This is a genomic window from Vibrio chagasii (assembly GCA_041879415.1).
Taxonomy (GTDB): domain Bacteria; phylum Pseudomonadota; class Gammaproteobacteria; order Enterobacterales; family Vibrionaceae; genus Vibrio.
The window spans coordinates 1,530,177-1,547,358 of record CP090852.1 but is presented as its reverse complement, the minus strand read 5'-3'; the positions used below and the strand labels follow the sequence as shown (position 1 = coordinate 1,547,358).

At 44.9% G+C, this 17,182-nt stretch carries 15 protein-coding genes; 6 read left to right on the top strand and 9 right to left on the bottom strand.

Going from position 1 to position 17,182, the window contains the following annotated elements:
* Nucleotides 1–112: 112 nt before the first annotated feature.
* Both nhaC and L0991_20750 read left to right on the top strand, forming a co-directional pair.
* Nucleotides 113–1,576 carry a Na+/H+ antiporter NhaC gene (gene nhaC, locus L0991_20755; GenBank protein ID XGB64458.1) on the top strand — a complete coding sequence of 488 codons (1,464 nt, stop codon included), beginning with the start codon at nt 113–115 and terminating at the stop codon, nt 1,574–1,576.
* A 12-nt stretch (nt 1,577–1,588) separates the two neighbouring features.
* Nucleotides 1,589–2,764 (top strand): pyridoxal phosphate-dependent aminotransferase, encoded by a 1,176-nt coding sequence (locus L0991_20750; protein ID XGB64457.1) that lies wholly within the window; start codon nt 1,589–1,591, stop codon nt 2,762–2,764.
* A gap of 92 nt (nt 2,765–2,856) precedes the next feature.
* Here the strand turns inward: L0991_20750 and L0991_20745 are convergent, their stop codons facing one another.
* The 5 genes from L0991_20745 to L0991_20725 all read right to left on the bottom strand — a co-directional run bounded on the left by L0991_20745 (nt 2,857) and on the right by L0991_20725 (nt 7,696).
* The gene (locus tag L0991_20745; GenBank protein ID XGB64456.1) at nt 2,857–3,405 is read right to left on the bottom strand and encodes a carboxymuconolactone decarboxylase family protein; all 549 of its coding nucleotides are present in this window, start codon (nt 3,403–3,405) and stop codon (nt 2,857–2,859) included.
* 278 nt (nt 3,406–3,683) lie between these two features.
* Nucleotides 3,684–4,247 carry an N-acetyltransferase gene (locus L0991_20740; protein XGB64455.1) on the bottom strand — a complete coding sequence of 188 codons (564 nt, stop codon included), beginning with the start codon at nt 4,245–4,247 and terminating at the stop codon, nt 3,684–3,686.
* A complete protein-coding gene (locus L0991_20735; protein XGB64454.1) occupies nt 4,248–5,468 on the bottom strand; it encodes a MerR family transcriptional regulator in 1,221 nt (406 codons plus the stop codon).
* A gap of 64 nt (nt 5,469–5,532) precedes the next feature.
* On the bottom strand, nt 5,533–6,519 hold the full coding sequence (gene yidZ / locus L0991_20730; GenBank protein ID XGB64453.1) for an HTH-type transcriptional regulator YidZ: 987 nt from the start codon (nt 6,517–6,519) through the stop codon (nt 5,533–5,535).
* On the bottom strand, nt 6,494–7,696 hold the full coding sequence (locus L0991_20725) for an MFS transporter (GenBank protein ID XGB64452.1): 1,203 nt from the start codon (nt 7,694–7,696) through the stop codon (nt 6,494–6,496). The genes yidZ and L0991_20725 overlap by 26 nt, the downstream gene beginning before the upstream one ends.
* A gap of 435 nt (nt 7,697–8,131) precedes the next feature.
* Here L0991_20725 and L0991_20720 point away from each other — a divergent pair, with 435 nt between their 5' ends.
* The gene (locus L0991_20720) at nt 8,132–9,295 is read left to right on the top strand and encodes an amino acid permease (protein XGB65427.1); all 1,164 of its coding nucleotides are present in this window, start codon (nt 8,132–8,134) and stop codon (nt 9,293–9,295) included.
* A 90-nt stretch (nt 9,296–9,385) separates the two neighbouring features.
* Here L0991_20720 and L0991_20715 read toward each other — a convergent pair whose 3' ends face one another.
* Nucleotides 9,386–11,365 carry a methyl-accepting chemotaxis protein gene (locus L0991_20715; protein ID XGB64451.1) on the bottom strand — a complete coding sequence of 660 codons (1,980 nt, stop codon included), beginning with the start codon at nt 11,363–11,365 and terminating at the stop codon, nt 9,386–9,388.
* Between the two features lie 392 nt (nt 11,366–11,757).
* Here L0991_20715 and L0991_20710 point away from each other — a divergent pair, with 392 nt between their 5' ends.
* The gene (locus L0991_20710; protein ID XGB64450.1) at nt 11,758–11,931 is read left to right on the top strand and encodes a hypothetical protein; all 174 of its coding nucleotides are present in this window, start codon (nt 11,758–11,760) and stop codon (nt 11,929–11,931) included.
* A 2-nt stretch (nt 11,932–11,933) separates the two neighbouring features.
* Here L0991_20710 and L0991_20705 read toward each other — a convergent pair whose 3' ends face one another.
* Entirely contained in the window at nt 11,934–12,812 is an 879-nt protein-coding gene (locus L0991_20705) for an SDR family oxidoreductase (GenBank protein ID XGB64449.1), read from the bottom strand.
* A gap of 36 nt (nt 12,813–12,848) precedes the next feature.
* Nucleotides 12,849–13,448 carry a hypothetical protein gene (locus L0991_20700; GenBank protein XGB64448.1) on the bottom strand — a complete coding sequence of 200 codons (600 nt, stop codon included), beginning with the start codon at nt 13,446–13,448 and terminating at the stop codon, nt 12,849–12,851.
* Between the two features lie 202 nt (nt 13,449–13,650).
* On the opposite strand from L0991_20700, the gene L0991_20695 reads away from it, so the two are divergent.
* Together L0991_20695 and L0991_20690 are read left to right on the top strand one after the other, a co-directional pair.
* Nucleotides 13,651–14,196, top strand: a complete 546-nt coding sequence (locus L0991_20695; protein ID XGB64447.1) for a TetR/AcrR family transcriptional regulator — start codon at nt 13,651–13,653, stop codon at nt 14,194–14,196.
* Between the two features lie 168 nt (nt 14,197–14,364).
* Nucleotides 14,365–14,949 carry a TetR/AcrR family transcriptional regulator gene (locus L0991_20690; protein ID XGB64446.1) on the top strand — a complete coding sequence of 195 codons (585 nt, stop codon included), beginning with the start codon at nt 14,365–14,367 and terminating at the stop codon, nt 14,947–14,949.
* A gap of 116 nt (nt 14,950–15,065) precedes the next feature.
* Here the strand turns inward: L0991_20690 and L0991_20685 are convergent, their stop codons facing one another.
* Entirely contained in the window at nt 15,066–16,931 is a 1,866-nt protein-coding gene (locus L0991_20685) for a fructose-specific PTS transporter subunit EIIC (GenBank protein ID XGB64445.1), read from the bottom strand.
* Nucleotides 16,932–17,182 lie beyond the last annotated feature (251 nt).

Genomic DNA, 17,182 nt, shown 5'->3' with positions numbered 1-17,182 from the left:
ACACCTCATGTAACCGCTTACATGAAAACAGTGTTGAAGTCGCACTTTCGATCTCAGAGCACGCTTATTATCCATTCCGAACAAACCCTACACTCACCTGAGGATAACAAATATGAATAACTCAAAGCCTCTACCATCGTTCGGATTAGCACTAGCGCCCATCGCCGTTATGTTTGCGCTACTTGCTATTGGATACGGTGTTTTAGGACTTCGCATTGAAGTCCTACTACTCATTTCTGCAACTTTCACTGCATGTATAGCTTGGAAGATGGGCTACAACTGGGATGACATCATCAACGCGATTGTTGAGAAACTCGCAAAAGCGATGCCTGTTATTTTGATTTTAGTTTCAGTCGGCGGTCTTATCGCAAGCTGGATGATTAGTGGAACAATCCCTTACATGGTTTACTGGGGGCTTAAAGTCATCAGTGCTGAGTACATACTTATTGCAGCCTTTTTCGTTACCTCTGTCGTCTCTGTATGTACGGGCACCTCTTGGGGATCCGCAGGTACAGTCGGCGTGGCACTCATGGGTGTAGCGGCTGGCTTAGATGTATCATTAGCAGCTGCTGCCGGAGCTGTTGTTTCTGGTGCATACTTTGGCGACAAGATATCTCCTCTTTCAGACTCAACCAACTTTGCTCCTGTCGTTTCTGGCACGACCTTGTATGAGCACATTCAACACATGCTTTACACAACGCTACCTGGCTTTGTTATTGCTTCTGTTGTTTTCTTCTTCGCTGGACAAAGTGCAGACATCGCATCGGTAAGCGAACCAGAAAAAGTAACGCAAATCCTTGCAGGATTAGATAGCCTTTATAACTTCAACATACTCTTGATTATTCCACCGGTAATGATCCTTTGGGGAGCACTAACCAAAAAACCAGTTTTACCACTGATGCTCGGTGCATCAGCCCTTGCCATCGTACTAGGCATGGCTTTGCAAGGTTTCTCACTACAACAAGGCTTCCAAGCATATGTAGACGGTTTCAACGTGGCTCTATTTGAAGCAAAAGGTACTGCGATTGATGGACTAATTCCGGACGTATCTAAGCTTCTGAACCGAGGCGGCTTGTTCTCAATGATGAGCACGATTCTACTGGTTTTCTGTGCATTTTCTTTTGCAGGGATTCTCAGCTTAACAGGCGCGCTAAACGGGGTACTAGGCCGCTTCTTGCACCTTATTCACTCAACAGGTCAGCTTATCGCTTCAACAGTAATAGCAACTATCACCGTTGTATTCACAACATCTGATGGGAAACTAGCACTGCTTATCCCTGGCGAGCTGTTCCAGAACGCTTACCGTAAAATGGGACTAGATACTAAAAACCTATCAAGAACAATCGAGGACGCAGGAACAATTATTGAGCCACTAGTACCGTGGACAGCAGCAGGTATTTACATGGCAAGCACATTAGGTGTCGCTACTCTGGACTATCTGCCTTGGGCTATCCAATGTTACACAGGTGTCATCTTCGCTCTAATTTATGGCTTCACTGGTTTTGGCATTGCACGTACAAAGCCTGAACAGTTAGAAGACTCTGTTGATACTCATCTAGCTCACAACACTAAGTAAGGCTTACATCCTATGAACGCTTTCGATAATAAGATTAACCGCCGTGACACAGGCTCGGTTAAATGGGACTTTATGGAGCAAAAGCTTGGCTTAGAGGGTACAGATTTACTGCCAATGTGGGTGTCTGACTATGACTTCCAAGCACCACAACAAGTGCTCAATCGTCTAACTCAAGATATCTCTCATGGTGTTTTTGGTTACTCAGAACGTCAGGAAGACTATTACCAAGCGGCTATTAATTGGTTCAAGACACAGCATAATACCGTGATTAAAAAAGAGTGGATAACATCAATACATGGTGTCTTACCGGGTATTGCAATGGCACTGCAAATGCTCACAAAGGTGAATGATCAAGTTGTTATCCAAAGCCCCGGTTACGGCTCATTTCGTAAGATCATTGAGCTGAATGATCGTCGAGTTTTAAATAATCCACTGATTGAATCGGGTGGTCACTACCGTCTTGATTTAGCTCACCTGGAAGATTGTTTCGCAAGTGGCGCAAAAGCACTTATTTTCTGTAATCCACATAACCCGACAGGCAGAGCGTGGACAGAACAAGAGATCACACAAGTTGCCGAACTTTGTCAAAAATACAGAGTTTGGCTAATCAGTGATGAGATTTGGAGCGATCTAGTACTTGCTCCGAATGCATTCTACTCATCCTTAAGATTACCGAAAGCTTTAACCGATAGGCTCATCGTCGCTACAGCAGCGAGCAAAACGTTCGGCTTGTCTTCACTGAGAATCTCAAATTTCATCATTCCAAATGAAGAATTGAAAACACAGTTTGTTAGACGGTTAGATGCTCACGGGATGGATTGCTTTAACAATTTATCGATGTCGGCCGCAACTACAGCTTATCAAGAATGCGAAGCTTGGTTAGCCGACCTAAAGCAGTATTTACAGAGTAACATCGAGACACTGAGTAAGTTCTTGAAGGCAGAGCTTCCTCATATCCGATTCACTAAACCTGAAGCAACTTACCTCGCATGGCTAGATTGTCGAGCTATGCAGCTCAGCGATACGGAGCTCGAGCAGAAACTGATTTCAGCAGGTATTGTACCCAGCATGGGTTGTGGCTTTGGTGAAGAAGGCTCAGGGTTTATTCGTCTAAACCTAGGATGCCCTGCTGAAGTGTTAGAAGGTGCTTTGCTAAGACTTAAAGCAGCACTAAACAACTCGAAGTAAATGGCAAGCTAACGCTATTCAGCCAATACAACAAAGCCCTGCAACTGCGCAGGGCTTTTCATTTTTGGCAGCAAACCAAATAAATAGCTAGATTAACCTTGCCATGCAAACTGTTCGAACACCTTATCTACCGGCGTTTCGGCAACGTGGTTTACATAGTTACTGATCACTTTCTGAGACAGGCCAAGAATCACTTCTAGCACTTGTTGTTGGCCATAACCTGCAGCGAAGAATGCTTCCATTTCATCTGCAGGCACATTGCCACGGTTACGAACCATACTTAGCGTGAAGTCGTGCAGAGCTTGCAGCTTTTCTGTTGGAAGTGCCGTGCGATTACGCAGTGCTTCAGTAATTGCCGGGTCAACCTTCATTGAGTGTGCAATACCAGTATGAGCTGGGACGCAGTAGTGACATTCGTGTTCAACGTTAATAGTTTGCCAAACCACTGTCAGCTCTTCTGGATCGAAACATGAATCACTAAACGCTTGATGAAGTTGAGTATAAGCCTTGAGTGTATTCGGTGATTCCGCTAACACACCAAACAAACCTGGAACTCGCCCCATCTGCTTTTTCGCACCTTCAAGAATAGGTTGGCTTTGTTCTGGTGCTGATTCTACTGAGTGAATTTTGAATTTGCTCATCGTTCTATTCCTATCAAATCTGATTCTAAGTGTATTCCTTCACGAAGTAATGTGTGGCTATTCTCCGCTGACGTGAAAACAATATAAACCAAAATAGAACGATCGCTCAAGTTCTTATTTGAACACACGTTCAAAGTAGTAAGACGTGAGAAATTCTAAAGGAGAACAGGTGACTTAAATTTGAACAATTTTGAGCTTATCTGATTGATTAAAAGTAAAAAGCCCATCAAGTAAAACCTGATGGGCTTTTATTTCATTTAAGATACTATTTTGCGCGATTACCAGTATTGAGCGTGAGCCAAAGCTTCAACACAACTCGACTGTTCACTCGCCACTTTAATCTCACCGCCGATCAGCGATTGAGCTATCCAACCGTGAGGGTAACTCAAATTGAATGGTGCCGGGATTTGTTCAACAGTGATTTGCTCAAAGCCCACTCTTGAATAGTAACTAGGATCACCGTATGTCACAGCAAGCTCAACCCCCTGTTCTTTTAGAGTCTGTAAGCCGAAGTTAATCAGCTGTTGGCCGATCCCACGCTTTTGAACCTGTGTGCTCACCGCTACTGGAGAGAGCAAATAAGCCTTAGTTTCGTCATCAAAGGTGAGTGGCGTAAAGATAATCGCACCCACAACCTTACTTTCAGATTCAATAGAATCATCTTCAGCAACAAAGCAAAGTAGTTCTGTTGGATCTGTAGCCGTCAAAAGGTCATTGGCAAGCTTACCCACTGTTTTACCTTCATTTTCACCTTCTGAATCAGTAAAGGTTTGAGTAAAAAGCTGAGTGATCGTTTCGATCTCGCTTGAATCGTATTGTCTAAATTTCATAGTGTTCTTCACTTACTGTACTTTCTTCAACACAAAAAAGTGATAATCAAAATCACGCTTCGCTGAGCCTTGAGAGCCATCCACTAGTTTGCTGTTATTGAAGAATTGTTTGATTTCATTGTCGCAATCTACGAGCGCTTTTGAGTTCGGCATCGTCGCTTTCAGCGCTTCAACTTGCTTTTGTAAGGGCTGATAGTAGGCCAGCCAACCGGCATCACTCATCGCAAAGTCATTCAAGACTAGATAGCCCGCTGCTTTTGCCTGTTTCATGCGCTCGGAAACCGTCGTCATATCTGGGTATTCTTTCTGCCAGAACACTTCTGCTGATTCGCTAGGATTCTCGGTGTTCCAGACCAAATCATTCACGACCAATATGCCATCATCGGCAAGTAACTTTCGCCACTGCTTAAGTGCTTTCTGGACACCCATGATGTAAGCACTACCCTCTGACCAGATTAAGTCGAATGACTTCGCTTCAAACGGTAAATCCATCATGCTTGCACATACCGTTTTGATGTTGCTTTCCAGACCAAGTTCTAGTGCTTGCTGGTTTAGAATATCCAAACACGGTTGATCATTATCTACCGCAGTGACCTGCACTTCAGCCTGATGTTTTTTCATCGCCTTCGTTAATACGGAGGTTGCGATACCTTTACCACAACCAATTTCAAGGACGCGCTTCGGTGCTTCCGGAACGCGGGAGAGCGCAGTAAGCGTGTCCTCCTTTGTTCCGGGGCCTAAACGTTCTAATCCTTCAAAGATGGCGCCGAAATCCGCCATATATTGTTCATGTTCATTCATGTCTTTCGATAACCACTTCAATCGCAGAGCCTGTTTCTCATCAAAGCCCTGCTTAATTAACCAATCGAGGTGTGCATCTGGCGCAAGTTTATCCATCGACTCATGCCACTCTTCTAATCCGCTTTCGCCTAGCATTGCTGCTAATAGATCTCGTGAACGCTGTTTTTGCAGTAGCTCTTCATCCAACTGCTTGAGTCTATTTTCCAGCAAGCTGCGTTCGATTTTTGCATCTAAACAGGCTTGGCACTCTTTAAGCGTCAACCCACCCGCCTGTAATTGCTGTAACAAACGAACACGTTGCAAGTCCTTTTCAGAATAAAGACGATAGCCATTGCTCTGACGTTGAGCTTCAATCAAACCTAGTTTGCCGTAGTACAACAATGTAGAACGACTCAGCCCAACTAATTCGGCCAGTTCAGAGATACGATACATGCACTTCCCCTCTCATTTCGGTAGCAAAGATAAACTATGAAGCTGTAGTCAGGTCAACAGAATTTTAGACACTTTTCTCGACTTTTACCTGTTTACCTTCGAACTGGTAAAGCGATCTGAGTGTGTCTTTTAGCCATAAAACGAGCGGATTGTAGGCATTGCGTTTATGCCAAATCATAGTGAAAGGAATTAGCAATTTATTGGCATGTTCTTCGTCTAAAGGAATAGGCAAGCACGTAAGGTTGGGGTGAAGTTGCTCCGCATAGCGTCGGCAGTAGTTGGGCGCAACCGTCGTCATAGTGTGGTTGGATTGAGCCGCCATAAACAGAGACTGCTCGAAACCTGCAAGCGTAAGGGCAATGTTTCGGTCTAGTTGCAGATCGGTAAGCACTTCATCCAGTGCCCAGGTTTCACTTTTTTCCCACACAATATTGATATGCGGATATTTAAGGAAAGCCTCCAGGTTCCATTCTTCCTGTAAAGCTGGGTGATCTTTTCTTAGATACACGACTGGCATATCGTGGAACAGGACCTCGAAATCGATAAAGTAAGGCAGCGCGTCTAGAGACTCTTTCGAGCGCGGATGGCTTTCTCGCCCTGAAAAGCCAATATCAGACTCACCACGCACGATGGAGTCTATTGAATCGTAATCCCAGTTGCGCATTTTTATCTTCGCGTTTGGATAGCGTTGATACACGCTTTGCGTCAGCTCGTTAAGCATGATTAGTGACAGCGGTGATTCCGCCTCTAAATTCAATCGCACATCTTTGGGCGCATCATCACCACGAGTCGTAAGAATTTGACTGCCAATCTGCAGCCAGTCTTGGAGATCTTTAACCATGCTTAACGCGAGTGGTGTCGGCGTTAAACCTCTTGGCGTTTTTACAAACAGAGGATCATCAAACCAATCTCGAAGCTTAGTCAGTGATTTGCTCACCGTTGAAGGCGTAACGTTAAGCTTTTTGGCAGCTTTTGAAACACTCTGCTCTTGCAGCAGCAATTGCAGAGTGAACAACAGGTTGAGATCAAGACGGGCTAGTGGCTTCTTCATAATCACTTTTCACTTGGGAAGGACCTACCCATAGTATTAGAGCAATACTGATAACTCCACCAGCAGCCAGTATAAATACCAACATATTCAATGCACTTAGCCCGATAACGCCCATCAACCAGATAAACAATGCCGACGTGCACACCTGAGAAACGCCCAATATCGAACTCGCCACGCCCGCTCGTTGTGAATAGCCACTCAATGCTTGGCTCATTGCGACGCCAAAACCGAGCGAGAAGCCACCGCACACGAAGGCAAAACCAGCAAGCGTCACGTAATGCCCTAGCGCACCATCAATCGAGGCGAGCAGCAAGACAGCGGCAATCACAAAGCATATTTGAGATGCCAGCATCAGGCTTTTCTGCCTAAATAAATTCAGTGCAAATGGCGCAGAGAACGACACCAACATACTGACAAGTGCAGTAAGAGCCATGGTATACGAGTATTCACCACGGTCGAAGCCAAGCTCGGTCATGATCAACATTGGAGACACATTCACGTAAGTCAGAATCGCCGTCACGCCCAAACTGGTCATAATCACTCGGCTGATAAACAAGGGTTCTTTGAAGGTTTCGGCCGAAGTTGATTGAGACACAGAAGCTTTTGTTACTTCCGAGTCTTTTCTATTTGGCTTAGTTTCTCTTAGCACTAACACCGACAACAAACATACCACTACGCCCATACTTGCCATAGTCGTGAACAAACTCGGCCAAGGGTATACCGTCATGATTAAGTGACCAATAACAGGTGCAAGCACTGGCACGATGCAGGTAATGCCATTCATCATCGATAGTACCTTGGCGCGCTTCTGGTCATCTAGTACATCTCGTAAAATGGCAAATGCCACCACATAACATGAACCCGCACCAACGCCTTGGAAAAAGCGCACCGCTAGAAACGGCTCTGCGCTGGTTACCATTCCACCTAGCATTGAAGAAGTAGCAAACACAATCGCACCGAAAATCGCGACAGGCCTTCTTCCTACCTTGTCGGCAAATTTACCGGCGAACAACATGGTGGTTGCCATTCCAGCCAAGTAGATAGAAAACGCAATATGGAGCTGCGCCTCTGAGGCATTTAGGTCAGCAGCGATTTGAGGCAAGCCAACCAAATACAAATCAATCGCCGTTGGATACAAAAGAACAAGCGCGAAGCTACAAAACAGAAAACGATACATAACACCCCCACATAATTGGTGTGAGGATAATAAGAGCGAAACGCCCAACTACCGAATGGCTTCTGCGACAACGGATCTTTCCATTTACGACAAACCATCAAGATATGAACAAAGTGACGGTAATGGAATACTAAAAAAGCAAGTATCTGAATCGATTTTAGGGAAATAACAATTCGACCTAACTTGCCAAAGCTAGACAATTATTAAGTGGTGATAAATTTGCAAAAGTTATAAAAACGATAAAAACAATCACCAGACAGATAAATAAAGGTAACATTCATATACACAACAAATTCCGGCTTAATTATTTTAGAAAAATTCAAAAATAATTAGAAAATAAGCCCTAACTTTACTGAGTAATTTGTTAGGCTTGGCAACAAATATTTACAATCCAACTAAAAATTAATTGGATACTTAGAGGTTGCTTTTTTGAATATGAAATTATTCGGCAGTTCTTTGATTCTTTCAGGAACTGCATTAGGGGCTGGCATGCTTGCTATTCCCATGGTGTTGGCTCAATTTGGCTTCATGATCAGCTCAGTGCTGATGCTACTCATCTTTATCGGCACCACATACTCAGCTCTCCTATTGGCAGAAGCGTGTACCAAAACCAAAGATAACAGTGGCATGAGCAGTGTTGCTTACCTCACTCTAGGCAGCAAAGGAAAACACTTTATCAATGCACTCTTTTACTTGCTGCTGGTATGCATGCTGATCGCCTATATCCTGGGTGTCGGTGACATCATCCATAAGCTTTTACTCGATGTTGGTGTAGATGTGTCTACCTCTGCAGCTTACACAGCTTTTAGCCTATTAACGGGTGTGATTGTTGTGGCGGGCAAGTCTTACATCGACAAACTGAATCGTGGCTTATTCATCTTGATGGTGGTGATGCTGTTTATTGTTATTGCCTCTCTGTTTAGCAATATTCGCCTTGATTACCTGACTCAAACTAGCCAATACACAGCGAATGACGTGGTGCAATACAGCGCGGTTATCTTTACCAGCTTTGCCTCTATGGTGGTGATCCCGTCACTGGTTATCTACAACCGTGAAGCGACTCAAAAGCAGATCCGCAATATGATTCTGCTAGGCTCAGTTATTCCTCTGGTCTGCTACCTCACTTGGCTGTTCGCGATTATCGGAAACCTAGGTACAGACGCGATCAGTCAGTTCCACAACATTTCAGAGCTCATCTCTGCGTTTAGTGGTCAATCATCTTGGCTAAAAGTCGTAATTGCACTGTTTTCTGCGCTTGCATTGGTGACCTCGTTCCTTGGTGTATCCATGGCGCTATACGACCAAAACAAAGACGCAGTGACTAATAACAAGTTCATGGCTTACGCTTTGACCTTTGTGCTGCCGTTGGTATTAGCTGAGCTGTTCGCTAGCCAATTCGTCAGCATGTTGGACTATGCTGGCATGGTGTTGGTGTTCCTCGCGATTTGGGGCCCTCTCGCTATGGTGGTTAAAGTTCGTAGACCCGACTTCCCTCACTTACAAACCGAGGGCAGCTACACCGCAGCAGGCGGCGACACAGCACTTGTTGCTACCTTTGGCTTTGGTGCGTTAATTTTCGTGTCTTGGTTTATGGGCTAGCCCAAAAGTCTTTAATAAAAAAGCCCGTGAATCCTAAGATTCACGGGCTTTTTAGTTTTATTTAATCAGCTTCGTTTAAGCGTTTTCGAACTAGCTCTTAAACGTACTCGCAATCTCTTTCAATGAAGCCGCAAGTTCAGCTTGCTCTTTCGCTGTAGCTGCAATTTGCGTTGCGCCTGTGGTCGACTCTGTCGACTTCTGCTCTACCGCCATCACGTTTTGTGCGATGTCTTGAGTTACGACCGCTTGCTCTTCCGTTGCCGTTGCAATCTGCTCAGTCATACTAAAGATTTCACTAACAGCGTTGGAAATACCTTGAAGAGTCTGTTCCACTTCTCTGGAATCTTCTACCGCTTTTGATGACATCTTCTGGCTGTTATCAATAACATTGAACGCCGTCTGCACATCAGACTGTAGCGAGCTGATAAAGCCTTCAATTTCCGCTGTCGATTGCTGAGTACGTTGCGCCAGTGTACGAACTTCATCGGCAACCACCGCAAACCCACGACCTTGCTCACCCGCTCGGGCTGCTTCAATTGCCGCGTTCAATGCCAGTAGATTAGTTTGCTCTGCTACCGACTTAATCACATCAATCACGCTGTTAATGTTATTGCTGCTCTCGTGTAGATGCGTGATCTTTTCCGCTAGGTCATTAATTTCAGATGCCAGCTTTTCGATAGAGTGATAAGAGTTTTGAACCGTACTCAAACCTTCTTGAGACTGCTCATCGACCAGTTTAGCGGAGCTTGCTGTCTGCTGAGTTTTAGCCGCCACCTCATTTACCGTTGCTGATAACTCTTCTGTCGCCGTCGCAACTAAGCCAATTTGGTCTTGTTGTTGAACCAGCGTATTCGAGTTGTAATGACAAGTTTGCGAGGTTTCTTCAGCAGCTGAAGCTAAGGTCAGGCTCGATTGAGACAGATTGTCGATAACGTTCGAAAACTTTTCTAACGTTTCGTTCAATGCCGAAGATATTTGTCCAAGCTCGCTGTTACCAACGTACTTAGCACGAACCGTTAGATCATTGTCATTACGAACTTTAGACAACATCACCGTCAGGTCTTTTACTCTCATCGTTAGATCGCTGATCGCCTTAACGCTCACGAAGCTCGCAAACAAGGTGACCAAAGCAAACAGACCGATACTCATCATCATCGCAGACTGCGCTTCTGACATCTTTTTCTCAGTCAACGCAATCAATGAGTCTGCTAGCTGATTCTCGGTTTTCTTCAACTGAACAATACGACCCGTCGCTTGAGCGAACCAATACACAGGGTCGACATCAAAACCACCCATCTTAGATTCAGCCAAACTACGAAGCTTCTCTACTTCTGCCACAGAGCGGTCATTCAATTGCTGCTCAAAGAAGCGGACATTATCTGGGTTACTCAACACCTCAAAGTTTGAGAAGTAGGTATTTTGCTCTGTCACCAAAGAGATGAATTTCACCAGCATACCTGGGCCAAACTCGTTTTTGGAGAAGGTGTTGTTCAGCACTGCACGCTCAATACCCGCACGCTCTTTACCTTGCAAAAAGTTGTAATAAGCGATGGTTTCCGTGGTGATGGTGGCATCAGAGCTTAGCTCTGCGATTAACGCCGAGACACTCAATAATTTTGCGTTTAGTTTTGTGTAATAGCCCAAAGCTTCAGAAAGTGGTATCGACTGAGAATCAACTCGGTTACGAATAGAAGTAATTTGGTTAAGACTTTGGCTAATTTCATTATTCAGGCGAGTAATCTGCGGTAAATCAATCGCTGCAGACTGCCAATATTCGTTTCTCTGAGCACGTCTATTATCCGCACTGGTTCTTTGGGATTGAAGTTCACTAACAAACTTAGTGCCCTTCGACCCGATAAAACCTGCCGTCATACCGCGTTCTTTTTGTAGCTCATGCACAAGTTCGCTGTATACAACCGACAAACGAGTCAGTTGGTTTAATGACGACATTTCGCTGGTCGTTTCTACGCTTTTAGAAATCGTAGAAGCACTCAGCCATAGAAACCCTAAGATCGGTAAAATAAGCAAAGCGATGATTTTTTGCTTAAAAGACATATCGGTTAATTTCATTGTTATTTCCTAGCAGCTAACGAATCTTTATCTGTAATGTAATTAGACACACTTCTAAAACGGTGTACTTTTACTAAGATCATATAATCTTTAGTTTTATCAATTACCGTGCCATGTTATCGGCAATCGATAACGCTAGCATTTAACCTTACAAAATTCATTGGTTTATTTATAAATCTGTTAGCTATGCAACCTTACCGAACACAAAAAACGTGTAACAACATATTCCCGACGCAAGTGACTGAAAAATGACGCTTTTTGTTAATACTAAAGGGGTAGGCAAACACTAAGGTTCACCTGAATACTCACTACATATTGAGCAGCAACTATGTATAATGCCGCCCCGAAAAGTTAACAATTCAATCAACTAAAAAGCATAACCTGAGGTATTTATGGACTGTCCAGCTTGCGAAGAACACATTGGATGGGAATGGGTAGAAGAGGAAGCCATCGAGCCGAATGAAGAGTTCGACTGCCCTGAATGTGAAGCAACTCTGATGTACACCATCGATGAAGGCACCTATTACGGTGCGCAACATAAAACCGTCGAAGTCGTCGACGAATAGCCTTAATTAGACTCTTTATTAAGCTCGGAAAAGTAGTCACTTAAATGATGTTTTCCCACGCATGGCGCAATGGCATCACCCTCCATTGCGCTCAAGAAAAACTCCGCAGGTCCAACCCGACTTTCCGGTAGCCGCCTTATCACGCGCAAAGCCAGTTTCCTCACCCAGTCGGGAACATAAGTAATTTGCGCTGTTTTACCCAGAGACTGAAATGCAAGCTCTGCTATTTGTGTTGCACTGAGGATATCTGGACCACCCACATCCAATTCTTTTTCGTCATTAGGTAACGAAGCCAAGATAAATTCGGCTAAATCTACGCCATGAATTGCATTCAAACGAACATCCCCTGAACCAAAAAGGTGCACCCTTCCCGACTTAGCCATGTTGTAGAACTCTTCGATGTCGGCAAAAAAACCATTCGGACGAATCACACAAGGTGCTAATTGTACTGATGCCAATAATCGCTGCGCAAAGCGCTCTTTTGCTTCAAGTAACCGAACGTTTTTAATCACGTTCGCCCTAAATGCCGATACATAAACAAACTTCTTAACACCTGCTCGCTCCGCTTCTTCCAACAGATTTAGGTTGGCTTGATAGTCGACATCCATGTAACTCAGCCCATCTTTCTGACGTGTGATACCAACACAAGAGATGACGACATCAATCTCATCACAGCACCCTTTTAGACTCTCGGCATCGGTCACTTGTGTGATCTGAATTTGAGAGTCGTTCAAGCCGAAAGCCTTCAATTTATTCGCACTGCGGGCCTGCGCTTTGAAATCAGCATCGCGCGCTTGGAGCGCTTCGATAAGATGACGACCTAAGTACCCTGTCGCCCCAGCCACTAGAATTCGGCTTTTAGGTTCATTCGTTACGTTCATTGGTAGATAACCTCATTTATTAGAAAGCCTCATTGATTAGACAGCTTCGTTTTCCGGACGGTAAGGCTCTTCACGTAGAATGTGGCTGATTAATAACTTCAAATAGAACACAGGTAAAAACCACTCTAAGCCGACCGGTGATTCCACGACATAAAGCGATAAAATTAAGCTCAGTGTGTATAGGATCAAAGCAACCGGACGTTGTAGATAGAGTGCAGTTTTCAATACCAAGGCACACGCCAACATCATATAACCACCGGTCACTGCTACCCACATCAGATTCAAATCCAAGAACAGCCAACTGAATACTGTTAGTTGAATGAAGTGAATAGCGATAAAGGTCATGTGTTGTTTAAAGCCTTCCCCTTCTCTGTGGAACCAGCGCTTGGCACTTGATGTCGCGTTGGTGATCACGCCACCCAGCATGTCGATGGTTAACAGAACTGCCGCTACGTATTGCCCCCAAGACCAACCCAACTCTGCATGGTTCGCATACGCGGCAATAAGTACACCCGCTATGAACGGAATGTACAGTTGCAGGTTCTTCTCTGCTGATGTCGCACCCGGACCAATAAATTTATCTAGTCCGCCCAAGAAGCCCGCTCTGAATGGGGGTAGGTTCCAATCAATTCTCATAGTTACCTCGAATAATCGTCGTTTATTTTTTATTTAGAACACTTGGTCTTTTTAAATTAGATCGAAGTTTGACCACTGTAAAGAATTATTTTGACCACTTGGACTAATTTAAACTAAGATGGCACTTATCAGATGTATTAAGCTGTTGCTTCAGTTGCCTAAATCAACTGAACATTCAAATATTTAATTCCGAGGAAGGCTCATGCCAAAGATCGTCGATCATGACAAAAGACGCGAAGAGATCGCACTTAAAGCCGCAGGTGTGTTTTTAGAGTTTGGTTATAAAGAACTGGGAATGAGACAACTGTGCTCACACCTCAACATGAGTAAAAGCGCGGTTTATCACTACTACAAAAGTAAGGACGAACTTTTTAGGGCTGCGACCGAAGCCATTGTTCGACACGATGGAGGTAACCTCGCCGACTTGCCTCTAGCTGTGGATGCTACAACCGAGCAAAAGGTTGAAAACTTCGTCCATATCTTTCAAGCGATAGAGTCACGCTACTTCCAAGAGATGAAGTTGGTCTTTGATTACATTGATGTAATTGGTCAAGAAGCCGTAGCTGAAGATGCCAGCATCGAGATCGCCAACAATAAGTATCAACAGCTGCTCGCCCAATACATCGATGCCGAGAATGCGGTCGAGCTGTATAGCATCCTCATCGGCCTACTGACCCACCAAACCCTATGTGGTGGAAAGCTTGAACCTGAATATGTGCGTTCCGTGGCAAGCAAATACTTAACCTAACCGGTCTCTCAACAGATAAGAACATAGCCAAACAGTATCAAAGGCTTAGTTGATTTAAGAGGCTCAAGTAAGGTCGATTGGAATCAAGCTAAGTCAAACACACCTTTACTGGAACGAACGTTCAGCATAAAATATTGTACATATGTTCAGATTGATGAAGTAGATGTTATGGCCAAGACTGCGAAGTTCGATAGACAAGATGTTGTAGATAAAGCAACGAACCTGTATTGGGAAAAGGGCTTTCACGCGACTTCCATGCGTAACCTGCAAGATGTGATTGATATGCGTCCGGGTAGCATCTACGCGACCTTTGGCAGCAAAGAGGGTCTGTTTAAAGAGACGCTTGCTCGCTATACCGAACTTGGCATTCTCAACCTAAACCGCTTTAGAAGCGAAACAGACTCACCAATCAAAGCGCTTGAAAGCTTCGTAAAACGTGCAGTTGTTGAATCTAAACAAAGTGCGCCAAACGGCATGTGTATGTTGGCTAAGACGGTCGCTGAACTGACTGAAGAGCACGCAGAGTTATTAGAAGAGGCGAAGAGATCTCTGAAGATCATGGAAGGCGAATTCGCCAAGCTAATTGCAGAAGCACAAGAGCTTGGTGAAATAAGCAAAGAGCGTGAACCAGTTCAGCTTGCTCGACACGTTCAGGTTCAAATCGCAGGCCTGCGTACCTACGCGAAAACCTGTGACGACATCGATTTACTTAACTCCATGGTTGAAGACGTATTTAAGTATCATCCTTTTTAAATGCTGAGCTCAGACATCTCAACAAAAAGACTCCACTGTTAGCTAAGGGCTAGAGCGGAGTCTTTTTAGTTTTGATCTCATTAACTCTGTAGACGATTAACTCTATAGCTTAAGGGTTATACCTTTCTCATGATCAGCGCCTGCGCATTAAGCATCGCTTCTTTGGTGCTGACATCTAAGATCTTCACATTCGCAAAGCGCTCAACTTCTTTAATCGCCACATCATGAGCGAAGATCACCAACCTCGCCCTTTCAATGTCTTTCTGTGTAATGCGATTACCTATTCCGTTAGCACCCTGGGTCTCAACCTTTATCCGAACTCCAAGATGATGGGCCGCTTTTTCTAAAGACTTAGCCGCCAAGAAAGTATGAGCAACACCTGAAGGACATGAAGTAATTGCCAACACATCCGCTTGTCCTTCTTCTGTTACCGAACCACCTGCAGATTGATAAGAAAGTTCGTCGCCTTCTACCACATTCTTTTTGAGCAGTATCACGATGAATGCTGTAGTTAACGCGCCCGCAAGAGTACCAATGATGTAGCCAATTTTGCCATCAACTACAGGCAGAACAATCCATCCGCCCCATGGTGCATGGTTTACCACATGGAACATAAAGCCAACCACGTTACCGACAATACCACCAGCAACCACAGCAGGTAGCACTCGCGCAGGGTCAGCAGCGGCAAAAGGAATTGCCCCTTCACTAATACCAATCATCCCCATGATGCCTGCGGCTTTACCTGCTTCGCGTTCGTCTCGCTTGAACTTCTTAGGTGACAGGAAAGTCGCCAAAGCCATGCCAAGTGGCGGCGTACAGATCGCAATGCCGACACCTCCCATCAACCAAGGTTGGGTATTAACCTGAGTCTGAGCAAACAGCGTAGCGACCTTGTTGATCGGGCCGCCCATATCAAAGGCTGTCATTGCACCAAGAATACTACCGAGCACCATTTTTCCTGAGCCTGCCATCCCCGTGAGCATTTGGTTCATCTCTAACATCACTTGAGCTATCGGGGAACCAATCACCCACATCACTGCACCACAGGTTACAAAGGTACCGACTAACGGGTAGATGAAAATAGAGCTCAGCGAGATCATACTGTCTGGGAGTTTGATCTTCTTAAGCAGGTTCACCACAAAGCCAGCGAAGAAACCGACCACGATCGCCCCAAGGAAGCCCGTGTTGTATTGATCTACCGCGACCCAAGAACCAATCATGCCCGGTGCTAAACCCGGTTTATCAGCCATTGAATACGCGATGTAGCCGCCTAGAACAGCAGTAAACAGAGTTAAGCCTGCGATACCCATCTGTGCGATGTCTGCCAGCACGCCACTTTCAGGCACAGCACCATGGCCGGAAATCATCACCGATAAAGACAACAACACCCCACCCACGACCACGAACGGGATCATGTGCGAAGTGCCATACAGCAAATGCTCTTTCATGCGATTAAGCGACTGCGCCCAAGGGCTGAGCGGCTCAACGTACACTTCATGATGGCTAGAGGCATAGCTATCGAAAGAGTCGGAATTGGCTTCGAGAAACAGCTCTTGAGCCTCTTCGACCGACTCGACCGCCTTTAATTTTGTAACAAAGTCATCTTCAATCAGTTTGGTCGAAATCTGTGCCAGCACCTCAATATGATGGTCGTCGTTGTTGTCTGGCGAAGCGAGCATAAAGAACACATCCGACAGTTCACCGCCATCGGCACCATAATCAATCCCCGTTCGGCTGATACCTACAGCAACGGCAGGTTTAGCAACGGCAGTGCTTTTAGCATGTGGAATCGCAATACCATCATCAAACCCCGTATTACCAATAGCCTCACGCTTCCAGATATCATCAAGGAATTCACTTTTATTCGAGAGCTTACCAGCGCGATCGAGTAACTCGACCAGCTCTTCAAATACTGCCTGTTTTGAGTCTGCTTGCAAATCTAAGCAGATAATCTCGGGCTCGATAATGTTAGTGATATCCATGGTTTACTCTGCCTCGCCTGATTTCAGACTGAAGTAATTAGGTTCTTCTGACCTAAATTAAAATTCGATGTTAATAGGATGAAAAGATTAGCGGTGTGCCGGCGATCATCATATAGGACGAAAGGTGCATTAACTGGATTATTGTAACCAAGAACGCAGAGTGTGACGTCCACCTTAGAATAAAAAACGGCAATCCATAAAATCCACAGACCCCATAAACGTATCGCCCCTACGGTATGCTCCCAGTCTTT